At 72.3% G+C, this 13831-nt stretch carries 11 protein-coding genes; 6 read left to right on the forward strand and 5 right to left on the reverse strand.

What is annotated here, in order from left to right:
* Window positions 1-278 precede the first annotated feature (278 nt).
* Window positions 279-1145: a hypothetical protein gene (locus WME98_RS51785; RefSeq protein ID WP_437948976.1), complete on the forward strand. Its 867-nt coding sequence runs from the start codon at window positions 279-281 to the stop codon at window positions 1143-1145.
* Window positions 1146-1251: 106 nt separating this feature from the next.
* Here WME98_RS51785 and WME98_RS51790 read toward each other — a convergent pair whose 3' ends face one another.
* Complete coding sequence (locus WME98_RS51790) at window positions 1252-1812, reverse strand: hypothetical protein (RefSeq protein ID WP_437948977.1); 561 nt, start codon at window positions 1810-1812, stop codon at window positions 1252-1254.
* A 180-nt stretch (window positions 1813-1992) separates the two neighbouring features.
* Here WME98_RS51790 and WME98_RS51795 point away from each other — a divergent pair, with 180 nt between their 5' ends.
* From WME98_RS51795 to clpA, 3 genes are all read left to right on the forward strand, one after another.
* Window positions 1993-4563 (forward strand): glycogen/starch/alpha-glucan phosphorylase, encoded by a 2571-nt coding sequence (locus WME98_RS51795; RefSeq protein ID WP_061626340.1) that lies wholly within the window; start codon window positions 1993-1995, stop codon window positions 4561-4563.
* Window positions 4564-4890: 327 nt separating this feature from the next.
* Window positions 4891-5214 (forward strand): ATP-dependent Clp protease adapter ClpS, encoded by a 324-nt coding sequence (clpS, locus tag WME98_RS51800; RefSeq protein WP_020737250.1) that lies wholly within the window; start codon window positions 4891-4893, stop codon window positions 5212-5214.
* The gene (clpA, locus tag WME98_RS51805; RefSeq protein WP_437948978.1) at window positions 5211-7535 is read left to right on the forward strand and encodes an ATP-dependent Clp protease ATP-binding subunit ClpA; all 2325 of its coding nucleotides are present in this window, start codon (window positions 5211-5213) and stop codon (window positions 7533-7535) included. Before clpS ends, clpA begins: the two co-directional genes overlap by 4 nt.
* A 301-nt stretch (window positions 7536-7836) precedes the next feature.
* Here clpA and apaG read toward each other — a convergent pair whose 3' ends face one another.
* Window positions 7837-8220 (reverse strand): Co2+/Mg2+ efflux protein ApaG, encoded by a 384-nt coding sequence (apaG, locus tag WME98_RS51810; RefSeq protein WP_061627952.1) that lies wholly within the window; start codon window positions 8218-8220, stop codon window positions 7837-7839.
* 377 nt (window positions 8221-8597) lie between these two features.
* Here apaG and WME98_RS51815 point away from each other — a divergent pair, with 377 nt between their 5' ends.
* Window positions 8598-9479 carry a rhomboid family intramembrane serine protease gene (locus tag WME98_RS51815; protein ID WP_437948979.1) on the forward strand — a complete coding sequence of 294 codons (882 nt, stop codon included), beginning with the start codon at window positions 8598-8600 and terminating at the stop codon, window positions 9477-9479.
* Window positions 9480-9488: 9 nt separating this feature from the next.
* Here the strand turns inward: WME98_RS51815 and WME98_RS51820 are convergent, their stop codons facing one another.
* Window positions 9489-10700 (reverse strand): hypothetical protein, encoded by a 1212-nt coding sequence (locus tag WME98_RS51820; protein ID WP_437948980.1) that lies wholly within the window; start codon window positions 10698-10700, stop codon window positions 9489-9491.
* 150 nt (window positions 10701-10850) lie between these two features.
* Between WME98_RS51820 and WME98_RS51825 the strand changes: the two genes are divergently transcribed.
* On the forward strand, window positions 10851-11483 hold the full coding sequence (locus WME98_RS51825; RefSeq protein ID WP_437322438.1) for a hypothetical protein: 633 nt from the start codon (window positions 10851-10853) through the stop codon (window positions 11481-11483).
* Between the two features lie 64 nt (window positions 11484-11547).
* Here WME98_RS51825 and WME98_RS51830 read toward each other — a convergent pair whose 3' ends face one another.
* Both WME98_RS51830 and WME98_RS51835 read right to left on the reverse strand, forming a co-directional pair.
* On the reverse strand, window positions 11548-12738 hold the full coding sequence (locus WME98_RS51830; protein WP_437948981.1) for a 1-aminocyclopropane-1-carboxylate deaminase/D-cysteine desulfhydrase: 1191 nt from the start codon (window positions 12736-12738) through the stop codon (window positions 11548-11550).
* Between the two features lie 17 nt (window positions 12739-12755).
* Entirely contained in the window at window positions 12756-13718 is a 963-nt protein-coding gene (locus WME98_RS51835) for a ferritin-like domain-containing protein (protein ID WP_437948982.1), read from the reverse strand.
* Between the last annotated feature and the right edge of the window lie 113 nt (window positions 13719-13831).

Consider the following 13831-nt stretch of genomic DNA (forward strand, 5'->3'; position numbering starts at 1 on the left):
CCTCCCCCCGCGACCACCTCCCCTCTCCCGGCGAGACCCTGCTCTCCCTCCGCGACCACCTCAGGTCTCGGGGCGAAGGGTCTCGTCTTCTTCCGCGACCACCTCCCCTCTCCCGGCGAGACCCTACCCTCCCTTCGAGGTCGCTCCCCGGATTGCCTTCATAGTGGAACCTTCTTCCCCCGCCTATCCTCCCCACCGTCGGAATCATGCCTCCTCGCTCTCGGGCGCGGATTCCCAATGACACACACGCGCGCCGTGCATAGGTTGCGACAATGGCCATGACCAAGACCCGATCGACATCGAAGAACACCAAGCCGTCTGCGTCAGCACGCCAGATCTTCACCACCTCGGACGCGAACGAGGCCTATCGCCACTTCCTGCCGCGGGTGCAGGCGGAGGTCCCGGCCGAGCGCGCCGAGGTCTGCCGGCTCTCGATCGAGCTCGTCCGCGCCAACGTCGACCGCGGCGTCCAGGCGGTGCTCCCTCATCTCGGCCGCGTCCGCGAGAAGCTGCCGCTCTGCCCGATCGACGACGTGCTCGAGCTCCCGAGCCTCGCGCTCGGGCTCGTCGCGGCCGCGGGGCGCGTCGCGACGGCCGCGAGCGAGCGCGAGATCGAGGCGCGCCTCGAGAAATTCCGCCCGATGCGCGATCTCACGCTGCGGCAACTCGAGATCTTCGCGGATCTGAAGCTCGTCCCCAAGCAGCGCGTCGCCGCGATCCGGCGCGGATCGGGGCCGGTCGACAGCGCCCGCGACGGCGTCGATATCGCCGGGATGTTCGACGAGCTCGCGGACGCGCTCGACGGCAAACACCCGTTCTCGCGCGACTACCTCGCCGAGATGGCCGAGCACGCGAGCTGGCTCCTCGTCCAGCTCAGGCCCCGGGGCGCCCAGCAGAAGCCCTCCGAGCGCTCGCCGGAGGCCATCGTCCGCGATCAGTTCTGGACCGTCATCCACCAGCGCTACGAGCACCTGCGGGAGGCCGGCGTCGCCGTGTTCGGGTTGCGCCAGCTCGACGCCCACGTGCCCCCGATCGGCGCCCGCACCCCGGCGCCCTCGACCGCGCAGACGAGCGGGACGGCGAAGCCGGGCAGCGCCGGGCCCGTCCCGCCCGCGGCAGCGCCGGACCTCACCGCGGAGCCCTGACGCGCGCCGCGCCGCGCGCCCCCACGCGCGCTGCGGCCCGCGCCCCCACGCGCGCTGCGCCTCACCGCCCCTCCCCCGCAGCCCCCCGGCCGGCCGCGCTCCCGCCCTACCGCTCGGAGGCCTTCCCCTTCGCGCCGGGCGCGGCCGTCCCCGCACCGCCCTCGCCGGGGAGGCACATCTTCCGCCCCGCGCTGTCGGCGATCTCCTCGCACGTCTTCAGACCCGCCGGGCAATCGCCGGCGCCCTCGCAGTACGCCGAGCAGTGCCCCGGCTGATCCAGGGCGCCGGCCCGGTGCAGGCATCGCCCGTGCTGGCACTCGACCGCCGTCATGCACGCCTCGCCGGGCGCCCGGCCCTGCGGCTTGCTGCACACGCCGTCCGGACCGTCGTCCCGGGAGCGGCACACGTGCCCCGCGCCGCACTCCCGGTCGACCCGGCAGCCCTTCGAGCAGACGCCCCCGATCGCGGCACACACCGACGACGCGCACTCCGCGCCGTCCGCGCACGCCTCGCCGAACCCCTTCCTCGCCGCCGGGCTCACCCCCGCGCGCTCCTCGCAACCCGCGCCGAGCGCTCCCAGCACCCCCGCGAGCGCCAGCACCCCGCCGCGCGCCAGCGCCCCGCCGCCCCCCGCCCCGCCTCGCACCGCCCGCCGTCCGTGGATCATCCGCCGACCTCCCGAGGCTCCGGCGGCGACGCTCCCCTGGCGCACCAGGTCGCCGGGCCGCCTGCGCTCCTAGCACACCGGCGGCCTGGTGCGATCGCCAACCTCCCGACCCACGGAACCTCACCCGTGCACGTCGCGCAGCCCACCAGCCTGGGCCGGATCCGTCTAAAGTGCGCCGCCATGGCCAACCCGATCGACGTCGATCCCAACCGTCAGAGAGAAACCCCCGCCCAGCGAGAGCCCTCCCAGCGAGACACCCCTGCCGCTTTTTTCCGCGGAAACCAGGCGCCCGACGCGCGCACCGGCATGCACCCGGTCGCCCTCCGCCGCGCCTTCGCGGACCACCTCCACTACTCGCGCGCCCGGGAATCCCTGTCCGCCACGCCGTTCGACCGGTACGTCGCCCTCGCCCTCTCCGTGCGCGATCGCCTCGTCGACCGGTGGACCAAGACCCAGCACACCTACTACGAGCAGGACGTCAAGCGCGGCTACTACCTCTCCGCCGAGTTCCTCCTCGGCCGCGCGCTCGTCAACAACCTGCAGGCCCTCGACATCTACGACAGCTACAAGACCGTCCTCGCCGAGCTCGGCCTCAACCTCGACGACCTCGTCGAGCAGGAGCCCGACGCCGGGCTCGGCAACGGCGGCCTCGGCCGGCTCGCCGCCTGCTTCCTCGACTCCATGGCCACCATCGGCCTGCCCACCTACGGCTACGGCATCCGCTACGAGTTCGGCATCTTCGAGCAGGCCATCCGCGACGGCTACCAGGTCGAGCGCGCCGACGAGTGGCTCCGCTTCGGCAACCCCTGGGAGGTCGAGCGCCCCGAGCACGCCGTCCCGGTCTCGTTCGGCGGCTACACCGAGCGCGTCCCCGACAAGCGCGGCGGCTTCCGCGTCATCTGGCGCCCCGCCGAGCAGGTCGTCGGCGTCCCCTTCGACACGCCCATCGCCGGCTTCCAGTCGAACACCGTGAACACCCTCCGGCTGTGGTCCGCCCGCGCCGGCGAGGAGTTCGACTTCGAGCTCTTCAACGCCGGCGACTACGTGCACGCCGTCCACGAGAAGAACCAGTCGGAGGTCATCTCCAAGGTCCTCTACCCGAACGACAACTTCGACAAGGGCAAGGAGCTGCGCCTCCGCCAGGAGTACTTCTTCGTCGCCTGCTCCATCGCCGACATCGTGAACCGCTACAACCGGGTCCACCCGGACTTCTCGCGCTTCGCCGAGAAGAACGCGATCCAGCTGAACGACACGCACCCCGCCATCGCCATCGCCGAGCTGATGCGCGTGCTCATCGACGAGCACCTCGTCACCTGGGAGGACGCGTGGAAGCAGACCGTCGCGTCCTTCGGGTACACGAACCACACGCTCCTGCCCGAGGCGCTCGAGCGCTGGCCCGTCGCGCTCTTCGAGCGGCTCCTGCCGAGGCACCTCGAGATCATCTACGAGATCAACCGGCGCTTCCTGCGCGAGGTCATGGACGCCCACCCGCAGGACCACGACCGCGTCGCGCGAATGTCGCTCATCGAGGAGGGGCACGAGCGCCACGTGCGCATGGCCTACCTCGCCGTCGTCGGCTCGCACTCGGTGAACGGCGTGGCCAAGCTCCACTCCGAGCTCGTCAAGCGCGACCTGCTCCGCGACTTCTACGACCTCTGGCCCGAGCGGTTCAACAACAAGACGAACGGCGTCACGTTCCGGCGGTGGCTGCTCGCCTGCAACCCCGCGCTCGCCGCGCTCGTCACCGAGAAGGTCGGCCCGCGCTGGGTGACGGAGTTCGAGCGGCTGCGCGAGCTCGAGCGCCACCTCGACGACCCGGAGTTCATCGAGCGGATCGCCAGCGTCAAGCGCGCGAACAAGGCGGCGCTCGCCAAGTTCATCGGGCAGGAGCTCGACATCTCCGTCGACCCCGCCTCGATCTTCGACGTCCAGATCAAGCGCCTCCACGAGTACAAGCGCCAGCTGCTCAACGCGCTCCACATCGTCGCGCTCTACCTGCGCCAGAAGCGCGGCGAGCACGTCACGCCGCGGACCTTCATCTTCGGCGCCAAGGCGGCCCCCGGCTACCGGCAGGCGAAGCTCATCATCAAGTTCATCCACGCCGTCGCCTACGTCGTGAACGGCGACCGGCGCCAGAGCGCGCTCCGCGTCGTGTTCATGCCGAACTACCGCGTCTCGCTGGCCGAGCGCATCATCCCGGCCGCCGACGTCTCCGAGCAGATCTCGACCGCCGGCATGGAGGCGTCGGGCACCGGCAACATGAAGCTCGCGCTGAACGGCGCGCTCACCGTGGGCACGCTCGACGGCGCGAACATCGAGATCCGCGACGCCGTGGGCCCGGAGAACTTCTTCCTGTTCGGCCTCACCGCCGACGAGGTGATCGCCCGCCGCTGCGAGCACTTCGAGGGGCGCGACGCGGTCGCGGCCGACCCGGAGCTCCGCGAGGTGGTCGATCTCATCTCGTCGGGCTTCTTCTCGCCGGAGTACCGCGAGCTCTTCCAGCCCCTGCTCGACCGGCTGCTCGGCCGCGACGAGTACATGATGCTCGCCGACTTCAAGGCCTACTCCGCCTGCCAGCGCGAGGTCGAGGCGGCCTACGCCGACCGGAAGAGCTGGCTGCGCAAGTCCGCGCTCAACATCGCCCGCGTGGGCGAGTTCTCCTCCGATCGCACGGTGCGCGAGTACGCGCGCGACATCTGGGGCCTCACGCCCGTCGAGATCGACCTCGGCGCCGCCAGGTCGCTCCTGTGACCGCGTGACCCCGCCGCCCCGGCAGGCGCCCGCGCCCGCCGGGGGACGGCGACGCGCGCCCGCGCTCGCGCTCCGGGTCGCCAGAAGACGGCGACGGCGACGCGCGCTCGCCCGCGGCGGTGCCGCGCCGGGCGGACCCGACGGGCGCCGCCGGGCAGACCCGACCCCTCTTCAGCTCGCTTCCAGGACGCGGACGCCGCGACGGACGGAAAAATCCCGGTGCGCGCGTGGCGGACCACGCCCCGCCGGAGCATGCTTCCGGAGCGTGAGCTTCCTCCGTCGGCCGCTCGCCGGGGCGGGGCTCTTGCTATCCTTCCCGACGGATTTATGCCGAACGATCCTGAGGAGAGAGAAGACAGGCAGGGCGACCTCGCGACGGAGCGGGAACGGAAGGTCGAGAAGGCCCGCCGCTACAAGGTCGTGTTCCACAACGACGACTACACGACGATGGAGTTCGTCGTCCTTGTCCTGATGAAGTTCTTCCACCGCACCGAGACGGAGGCCACGCACATCATGCTGAGCGTGCACCACCGCGGCCACGGGGTCGCGGGCGTGTACACCAAGGATGTCGCGGAGACCAAGGTCGCCCAAGTCCAGGACTTCGCCAAGGAGCACGGAATGCCCCTTCGGTTGACCGCCGAGCCGGAATGACCATGCGCATCAGCCCCGAAGTTGAGATCGCCTTTTCGCTCGCCACCCGGGAGGCCTCGCGCCGCCGGCACGAGTTCGTGACCATCGAGCACCTGCTCTACGCGCTGCTCTTCGACGAGGAGACGGCCGAGGTCCTCCGGCACGCCGGGGGCGACACCCCGCTCTTGAAGAAGAAGCTGGAGCGCTTCCTCGACGAGGAGATCGAGGCGCTGCCGGAGGACGCGGACACGAGCCCGACGCTCTCGCTCGGGTTCCAGCGCGTGGTCGGCCGGGCCGCCATGCACGTGCAGTCCTCGGGCAAGAAGGAGCTCAAGGGGGCGAACGTGCTGGTCGCGATGTTCGCCGAGCGCGACTGCCCGGCCGTGACCCTCCTCGGGGAGCAGGGCATCAGCCGCTTCGACGTCGTGAACTACATCTCGCACGGCATCTCGAAGACGGGCCAGGACGACAGCCTCCGCGAGGAGTCGTCGTCCGACGAGGGCGGCGAGCCCGGCGGCGCGCAGCCGGTCAAGGATCCGCTCGCCGCGTTCACGATGAACCTCAACAAGGAGGCGGCCGAGGGGCGCATCGACCCGCTGGTCGGCCGCGAGAACGAGGTCGCCCGGACGATCCAGGTGCTCGCGCGGCGGCGCAAGAACAACCCCCTGCTCATCGGCGACGCCGGGGTCGGCAAGACGGCGATCGTGGAGGGGCTGGCGCAGCGGATCGAGAAGAAGGACGTGCCCGCGCCGCTCAAGGACGCGACCGTCTACGCGCTCGACATGGGCGCGCTCCTCGCCGGCACGAAGTACCGCGGCGACTTCGAGAACCGCCTCAAGGCGGTGCTGCGCGCGCTGGAGAAGCAGCCGGGCTCGGTCCTGTTCATCGACGAGATCCACACGATCATCGGCGCGGGGGCCGCGAGCGGCGGGACGATGGACGCCTCGAACCTGCTCAAGCCCGCGCTGACGTCGGGCCGCCTGCGCTGCATCGGCGCGACCACGTTCCAGGAGTACCGCGGCCACCTCGAGCGCGACAGCGCGCTCGCGCGGCGGTTCCAGCGCATCGAGGTGACCGAGCCGTCGGTCGACGACACGACGCAGATCCTGAAGGGCCTGCAGAAGCGCTACGAGGAGTTCCACAAGGTCACGTACACCGACGAGGCGCTCGAGGCCGCGGCGAAGCTGTCGGCGCGCTACCTCCAGGACCGCCGGCTGCCCGACAAGGCGATCGACCTGCTCGACGAGGCGGGCGCGGCGGCGCGCCTGAAGCACGGCGACGGGTACACGGTGGACACCGCGGACATCGAGCTCGTCATCGCGAAGATGGCGCAGATCCCGCCGCGGCAGGTGTCGACGTCGGACAAGGCGCAGCTCAAGGATCTCGAGCAGTCGCTGCGCTCGGTGATCTTCGGCCAGGACGAGGCGGTGAAGCAGCTCTCGTCCGCGATCAAGCTGTCGCGCGCGGGGCTGCGCGCGCCGGAGAAGCCGATCGGCTCGTTCCTGTTCTCGGGCCCGACCGGCGTCGGCAAGACCGAGCTCGCGAAGCAGCTCGCCAAGGCGCTCGGCATCGGCTTCCTGCGGTTCGACATGAGCGAGTACCAGGAGCGGCACACGGTCTCGCGGCTCATCGGCGCGCCGCCCGGCTACGTCGGGTTCGATCGCGGCGGCCTGCTGACCGAGGCGGCGGCGAAGACGCCGCACGCGGTGCTCTTGCTCGACGAGATCGAGAAGGCGCACCCGGACGTGTTCCAGGTGCTGCTCCAGGTGATGGATCACGGCACGCTGACCGACAACAACGGCAAGAAGAGCGACTTCCGCCACATGGTGCTGATCATGACGAGCAACGTGGGCGCGCGGGAGCTCGCGCAGGCGCGGGTCGGCTTCGGCGAGCGGGGGTCGGCGGGCGACGACGACAAGGCCTACAAGAACACGTTCAGCCCGGAGTTCAGGAACCGGCTGGACGCGCGCATCATGTTCCGGTCGCTGGATCCGTCGGTGATGGGGAGCATCGTCGACAAGTTCATCGGCGAGCTCGCGGCGATGCTCGCGGACCGATCGGTGACCATCGACGTGACCGAGCGGGCGAGGGCGGAGCTCTCGACGCGCGGGTACGATCCGGCGAACGGGGCGCGGCCGCTCGGGCGCGTCATCGAGAACGAGATCAAGCGGCGGCTCGGGGATGAGCTGCTCTTCGGGGCCCTCGAGAACGGGGGGAACGTCACCGTCGACTTCGAAGGGGGCGACTTCACGTTCAAGTTCGCGGCGGCGAGCGGGAGCGGGGGGGACGCGGAGAAGGCGAAGGCGAACGGGGCGAAGGTGGAGCCGGCGGCCGTCGGCTAGCACCCCTCTCGGGGTGCAACGGAGCCAGCAGGGAGGGGGTGCCCGTGCGCGCGGGCGGCGGGGGCCCCTCCCGCGAACTCGCGCCTTTTAGAAGGCAATTGCCATGAGTACGGGGAGAGCCGGTCCGGGAGCGACCCGCTTCGATGCAGGCCGGCGCTCGGATTCGCGGGGCCCTACCCCGCCGCCCGCGCGCACGGGCACCCCCTCCCCGCTGGCTCTTCGCGGCTGGCCGGCAGACCGACCCGCGAGCGCTACCTCATCAGGTCGGACGGGCGAAGTTGCAGATCGCTGGCTTGCTGGATCAGTTCAGCGAGTGCGGCATCGCGAGGGTGAACGGCGCGATCTCGGCGTCGAAGACGCGGCCGTCCGGGCGGTGCATCTGGTAGGTGCCGCGCATCGAGCCGCGCGGGGTCTCGAGCACGCAGCCGCTCGTGTACTCGAAGTGCTCGCCAGGCTTCAGCGAGGGCTGCTGGCCGACCACGCCAGGGCCGCGCACCTCCTCCACCTTCCCGCTGCCGTGCGTGATGATCCAGTGCCTCGTCCTCAGCTGGGCGGGCTCGGTGCCTTCGTTCGCAATCCGCACCGTGTAGGCGAAGACGTAGCGGTGCTCCGTCGGGGATGACTGCGTGGGGACGTACACCGTCGAGACGGTGACCCGGATGCCCTGCGTGATGGCTGTCGACACAACCACGCACTGCCACCGCTGCGCCGCGCGCACAAGGGCCCGGCCGCGCAAGACACGCCAGGAGAACGCCAGGGAGACGCCAGGAGACCGGCAGGAGACGCCGGGACGGAGACGGCCGGGCTCCCCGAGAGGCGGCGTTGACAGCCTCCAGGCTCATCCGCAGGTTTCGTCGAACCTGGGGTCAACGAGCCGTGGAGGGACCCGCCGTGGGCGAACATGACTGTACCGGTGCTCGATGTGCTGAAGGCGAACGGTTCGTCCCGATCGCGATCCTGCCGCCGGCGCGCGGCGAGAGGGCGGCGATGGTTCAAAACAGCGATGCCCCTGGAGGCGTGGGAGAAGGGCCCGGGCCCGGGCTCACGGCCATCGGGCCCGTGATGCCGGAACGCAAGGTCCGCGAATGGGCCCTCGTGCTGCAGTCGAGCGAGCTTTGGCACACCGTGCGGTACACCCCGGCAGGCTGGGTGCTCCTCGTGCGCGACGAGGACTACGACTTCGCCGCGACCTCGATCGATCGGTACGAAGCGGAGAACCGCGACTGGCCCCCGCGCCGCCCGCGCGAACGCCCGCGCCACCCGCCGTCCATCGCCGCCGGCGTCGCGTTCGTCGCCCTCGCCCTCTTCTTCTTCCTCGTCACCGGCCCCGCGAGCGGCGGCGGGCGGCTGTTCCAGCGCGGCGCCTCGGTCGCCGACCTCGTCGTCGGGCCCGAGCCGTGGCGCGCCATCACCGCGCTCACGCTGCACGCCGACTCGGCCCACGTGATCGGCAACGTCATCTCGGGGACCGTCTTCGCGTCCGCCGTGCAACGCCGCCTCGGGCCCGGCGGCGCCGCGCTCGCCGTGGTCGCCTCGGGCGCGATCGGGAACTTCGCGAACGCGCTCTGGCACCACGGGCTGGGCCACCACCACGCGTCGATCGGCGCCTCCACCGCGGTGTTCGGCGCGATCGGGCTGCTCGCCACCACCCAGCTCATGCTCGACCGCGCGCACGACAAGGACAGCGGCGAGAAGCGGCACCTCCTCCAGCTCGTGGCGCCGCTCGTGGGCGGCCTCTCGCTCCTCGGCGCCCTCGGCGCGAGCCCGCGCGCCGACCTCGGCGCCCACGCCTTCGGCCTGCTCAGCGGCGCCGCGATCGGCCTCGTCGCCGGCCTGTCCCTGCGCAACCGGCCCGCGCCGCGCCGCCCCCTCGTCCAGGTCGCCCTCGGCGCGACCGCGACGGGGCTCGTCCTCGGCGCGTGGCAGCTCGCCCTCCGCGCCTGACGCGCGCGCTCAGTCGACCGGCCAGATCCCCACCGTCCCGCCCACCCAGGTCAGATCGCGGTTCTGATCGACCCCGAGCATCTTCCCGCGCGACAGCCGCACCAGGTTGAGCGCGAGCGAGAGCTCGGCCTCGTCCGGCGCGCGCAGGAACATCATCCGGACCTCGGCCTTCACCCCGCCCCCGTCCGGCATCAGGAGCGCCGGCTCGTACGCGACCTTCTCCTGGAGCAGCCACCTCGAGCGCTCGCCCTCCGGGATCGCGGCGAGGTCCTCGCGCGTGACGTCGACCTTCACCCCCGAGCCCGCGAACGAGAACAGCGGCTTGAGCACGTAGCGCTCGAGATCCGGCGGCGCCTCGTCGAGCGCGCTGAGGAGCCGCGCCCGCGGGACCGCCGGGTGATCGAGGTAAGGGAGCGTGTACTTCGACCAGGTCCAGTACCAGTTCGGGTGCGAGCACCACGTGACGTCGAGCGGCTCGTCGTACCGGAACGGGAGCTCGACCCGCTTCGCCTCGAGCTCGTCGAACACGACGCGGTTGTACAGCCGGCGGACGGGGACGAGCCGCCCGCCCACGCGGCGGAAGAGGCGGTCCTTCTCCCGGACGAGCGCCGTCGGGCAGACCGCGTCGACGCCGACGAGGAGCTTCGTCGCCGCGAAGTCCGGGTAGGTCTTCTGCTTCTCCGGCGAGAGGTCGAGGAGCACCACCGACTCCTCGGGCTCGCCCGCGAGGATCGCGCGGCGCAGGTGCGCGACGACATCGTCGCGGCTCCGGCCCCCGAAGCAGCACGTCCAGCGCCGGTCGAGCCCCGGCATGCCGGCCAGCACCTCGGCCACGATCTCGGTCTGCACGAGCATGAGCGCGTAGAGCGACGGGAACGCCTGCAGCTCGACCACCTTGGCGTCGAGCTCGCCGTCCGGGCCGCGCACGATCGCGAAGTCCACCTGCGCGCAGTTCGGGAGCGCGTCCATGCCGGGGGCGTCGAGGTGCGCGGGGATGGCGCGCTTCATCTGCGCGATGAGCGCGGGGCTCGAGATCTGCTGCACGATCTCCGTCGCCGAGCGCTCGAGGCGCTCGCGCAGCCGAGCCGGCAGGAACAGCGGCGTCTCGGCGACGCGGAACGGGATCGCGCAGCCGAGCCGCCGCTCGAGGCGGCTCAGGATCTCCGCGTAGGTCGACGGGCCGAAGGCCGCGTTGAAGGCGCGCCGGAAGGTGGGCTCCATGAATTTTGGTGGTATCACGGCGCCGCGCGCGGCTGCACGACGGACGCGCCGCCGGCCGCAGCGCGGGAACCGCCCGCGCCGATCCGATCCGGCTTGAGGCTCCGGGCGCGGCGACTACAGTCGCGGCGAACCCACGCCGAGGCACCCACGATGATCAAGCTCCGCTCCGCCATGGTCCTGCCGCTGGTCGCCGCGCTCGCCGCGGCGTGCTCGAAGACGCCCGAGCCGACGGCCACATCGGCGCCCGAGCCGCCCGCGACGAACAAGGGCGCTGTCCCCGCCCCGACGACCGAGGCCGCGAAGCCGGCGCACCCCGGCGGCCAGCAGGCGGCCGGGGCGGAGCTCGCCTGGGACGCGCCCGCGAGCTTCGAGAGCGCGCCGAACCCCAACGCGATGCGCAAGGCGACCTACAAGATCAAGCGCGCCGCGGGCGACAACGAGGACGCCGAGCTCAGCGTGAGCCAGGCCGGCGGCAGCGTGGACGCGAACATCACGCGCTGGGTCGGCCAGTTCTCCCAGAAGAGCGACGACTCCCCGAAGCGCACCGACCTCAAGGTCAACGACATCAAGGTCGCGGTCGTCGAGATCAAGGGGACGTTCGCCGGCTCCGGGATGCCCGGCATGCCCGCCGGGGAGCCGAAGTCGAGCTACGCCATGCTCGGCGCGATCGCCGAGACGCCCTCCGGCGACCTCTGGTTCTTCAAGATGACCGGCCCCGAGAAGACGGTCACCGGGGCGCGCGCCGACTTCGACAAGCTCCTGAACAGCCTGCGGCTGAAGTGATCGGCCGCGCGGCCGCCGCGCGCCGAGCCCCCGCAGCGGGCGCTCGGCCGCGCGCGCCGCGCCCTCAGCACGCGACGTCGCCCTCGAAGAACCGCGCGAACGCGGGCGGGAGCGCCGCGGCGCCGCCCTCGGCGAGCGGCGGGCGCGCGCTCGAGAGCGTCTGCCAGAGGAGGATCGTCTCGCCCGGGTGATCCCGCCCGATCTCGCGCAGCGCGGCGAGCGCCTTGGCGCTGTACGTGATCTCCCCCGGGACGCCGATCAGCCGCTCCACCTCGGGGATCGCGGCGATCGACGCGGGGGTCGGCGCGCCGTACCCGGGGCCGATCGCGCGGTGATCGATCGCGAAGCGGACGGGCGGGAGCCGCCGCCGGGTGAAGCGCGGCGCGCGCCGGGCGAGCAGGCGCTTCATGCTGCCGACCTCGTAGCGGACGACGGCGCGGTTCGAGGCGACGCGCTCGGTGATGCGCACGCCGACGATCGTGGTCGGCCAGCCGAGCATCGCCGCGCCGAGCGCGAGCCCCGCCAGCGTCCCGCCCGTCCCCGAGGGGACGACGATGCGATCGGGGCGCGGCGCCTCGCCGCGCCGGACCTGCTCGGCGAGCTCGAGCATCGCGTCGACGTAGCCGAGGCACGGCAGCGCGGCCGACGCGCCGGGCAGGATGAAGTAGGGCCGATCGGCCCGGCGCAGCGCCCGGATCGCCCGCACCGCGGTGGTCGCGTACCCGCCGCCGTGGACGAGCTCGGCGCCGCTGGCCGCGCCGGCGAGCAGCGCGTCGCGGCCGAAGCGGGTGATCGGCTGGTCGAACAGGACCGCGGTGACGGCGAAGCCGAGCGCCCGGCCGAAGAGGGCCGTGGCCGTGACCTGCGTCGACGAAAGCCCGCCGACCGTGACGAGCGTCCTCGCCCCGCGCCGCTCCGCGTCCGCGAGCAAGAACTCGAAGCGCCGCACCTTGTTGCCGCCGTAGAGCGGCGAGATCCGGTCGTCGCGCTTGACCCAGACGCCGCCGCGGCCGAGGTAGCCCTCGATCGCCGCGCAGGGGACGACCGGCGTCGGCGCGTGCGCGAGCGGGCGCCAGGGGATCTGCCCCGCGAGCTCGGGCAGCTCGGCGAAGAGCGGCAGCTCGCGCGACGCGGGCAGGAAGCCCGGCGCCGCGCCGGCGACGCCCGCCGCGCCGGCGACGCCCGCCGCGCCGGCGACACCCGCCGCGCCGGCCGTCCCGGCGCGGTCGGCCCGCCCCTCCTCGTCGCTCGCCACCCTTTCGCCCCTCGCGCTCAGGCGCGCGCCGCCGCGCCGTGCCCCGCCGGAGGGCCGCCCGGCCCCGCCTGCTCGCCGGCGTCGCCGGGATCGTCCTCCGCCCCGGCGCCGAGCCGGCCGCCGCGCACGACCAGCGGATCGCGGAGGTACGTGTCGGTCAGCCGCTTCGGCCCCGCGAGGCCGAGCAGCCGGAGCGGCAAGAGGAGCACCGAGAGCACCCACGAGGCGAGGCCGAGCGCGAGCTTGCCCGCGTACGCCTCCGCCACGAGCGCGAGCTTGCGGGCGGCCGACATCGACGAGATCGGCGCGTCGGTCAGGCCGATGCGCATCAGCCGGAGCTCCGCGATCCCCACGGAGTGGCGCACCAGGTCGGGCAGGCGCCGGAGCGCCGGGTGGTCCATCGGCAGGCGCTTCTTCATGAACGCCTCGAGCCGCGACACGCCCCAGAGCGACACCAGCGCGAGGCCGAGCAGCCGCCGCCGGAGCGCGGGCCGCCCCGCGATCGCCTTCCTCGTCTGCTGCTCGCCGAAGTCGACGTGGCGCTCCTCCTGCCGCACGCCGCGCTTCAGGATCGCGACGATCTCCGGCTCGTCCACGGTGTCGATCATCGCGTAGAACGCCTGGAGGACGAGGCCCTCGCCGAGGGCCATCTCGAGGGCGACGTGCTCGGACCAGTCGCCGCCCATGAGGCCGGTGGCGAGGAAGCGCACGCTCCAGGCGGCCTTCTCCGGCGGCGCGCCGAGGATCTCGAGGATGCGGAGGAAGTTGCCGACGTGCTGGAACTCCTCGACGGCCTGGCGCGCGAGGAAGCGCGCGGACTCGAGATCCGGCGCGTTGTAGAGCCAGTGGCCGATCTGGACGCCGGTGATCTCGCCGTAGAGGAACTGCTGGACGGCCCAGACGATGACGTCCTTGTCCTTGACGGGATCGAGCTTGGCGCCCTGGAAATCGAACGCCATCTCTTCGCGGGTCACCAGCATCGATCGGCCTCCAGAGCGGTGAATTTAGCCCAGATCGCGCCCCCGGGCAGGCCCGAGGCGCGCGGGCCCTGTGCCCTAGCCCCCGCCGAGCGCCCGCCGAGCGCCCGCCGCGC

Source organism: Sorangium sp. So ce296 (genome assembly GCF_051529605.1).
GTDB classification, from domain to species: domain Bacteria; phylum Myxococcota_A; class Polyangia; order Polyangiales; family Polyangiaceae; genus Sorangium; species Sorangium cellulosum_D.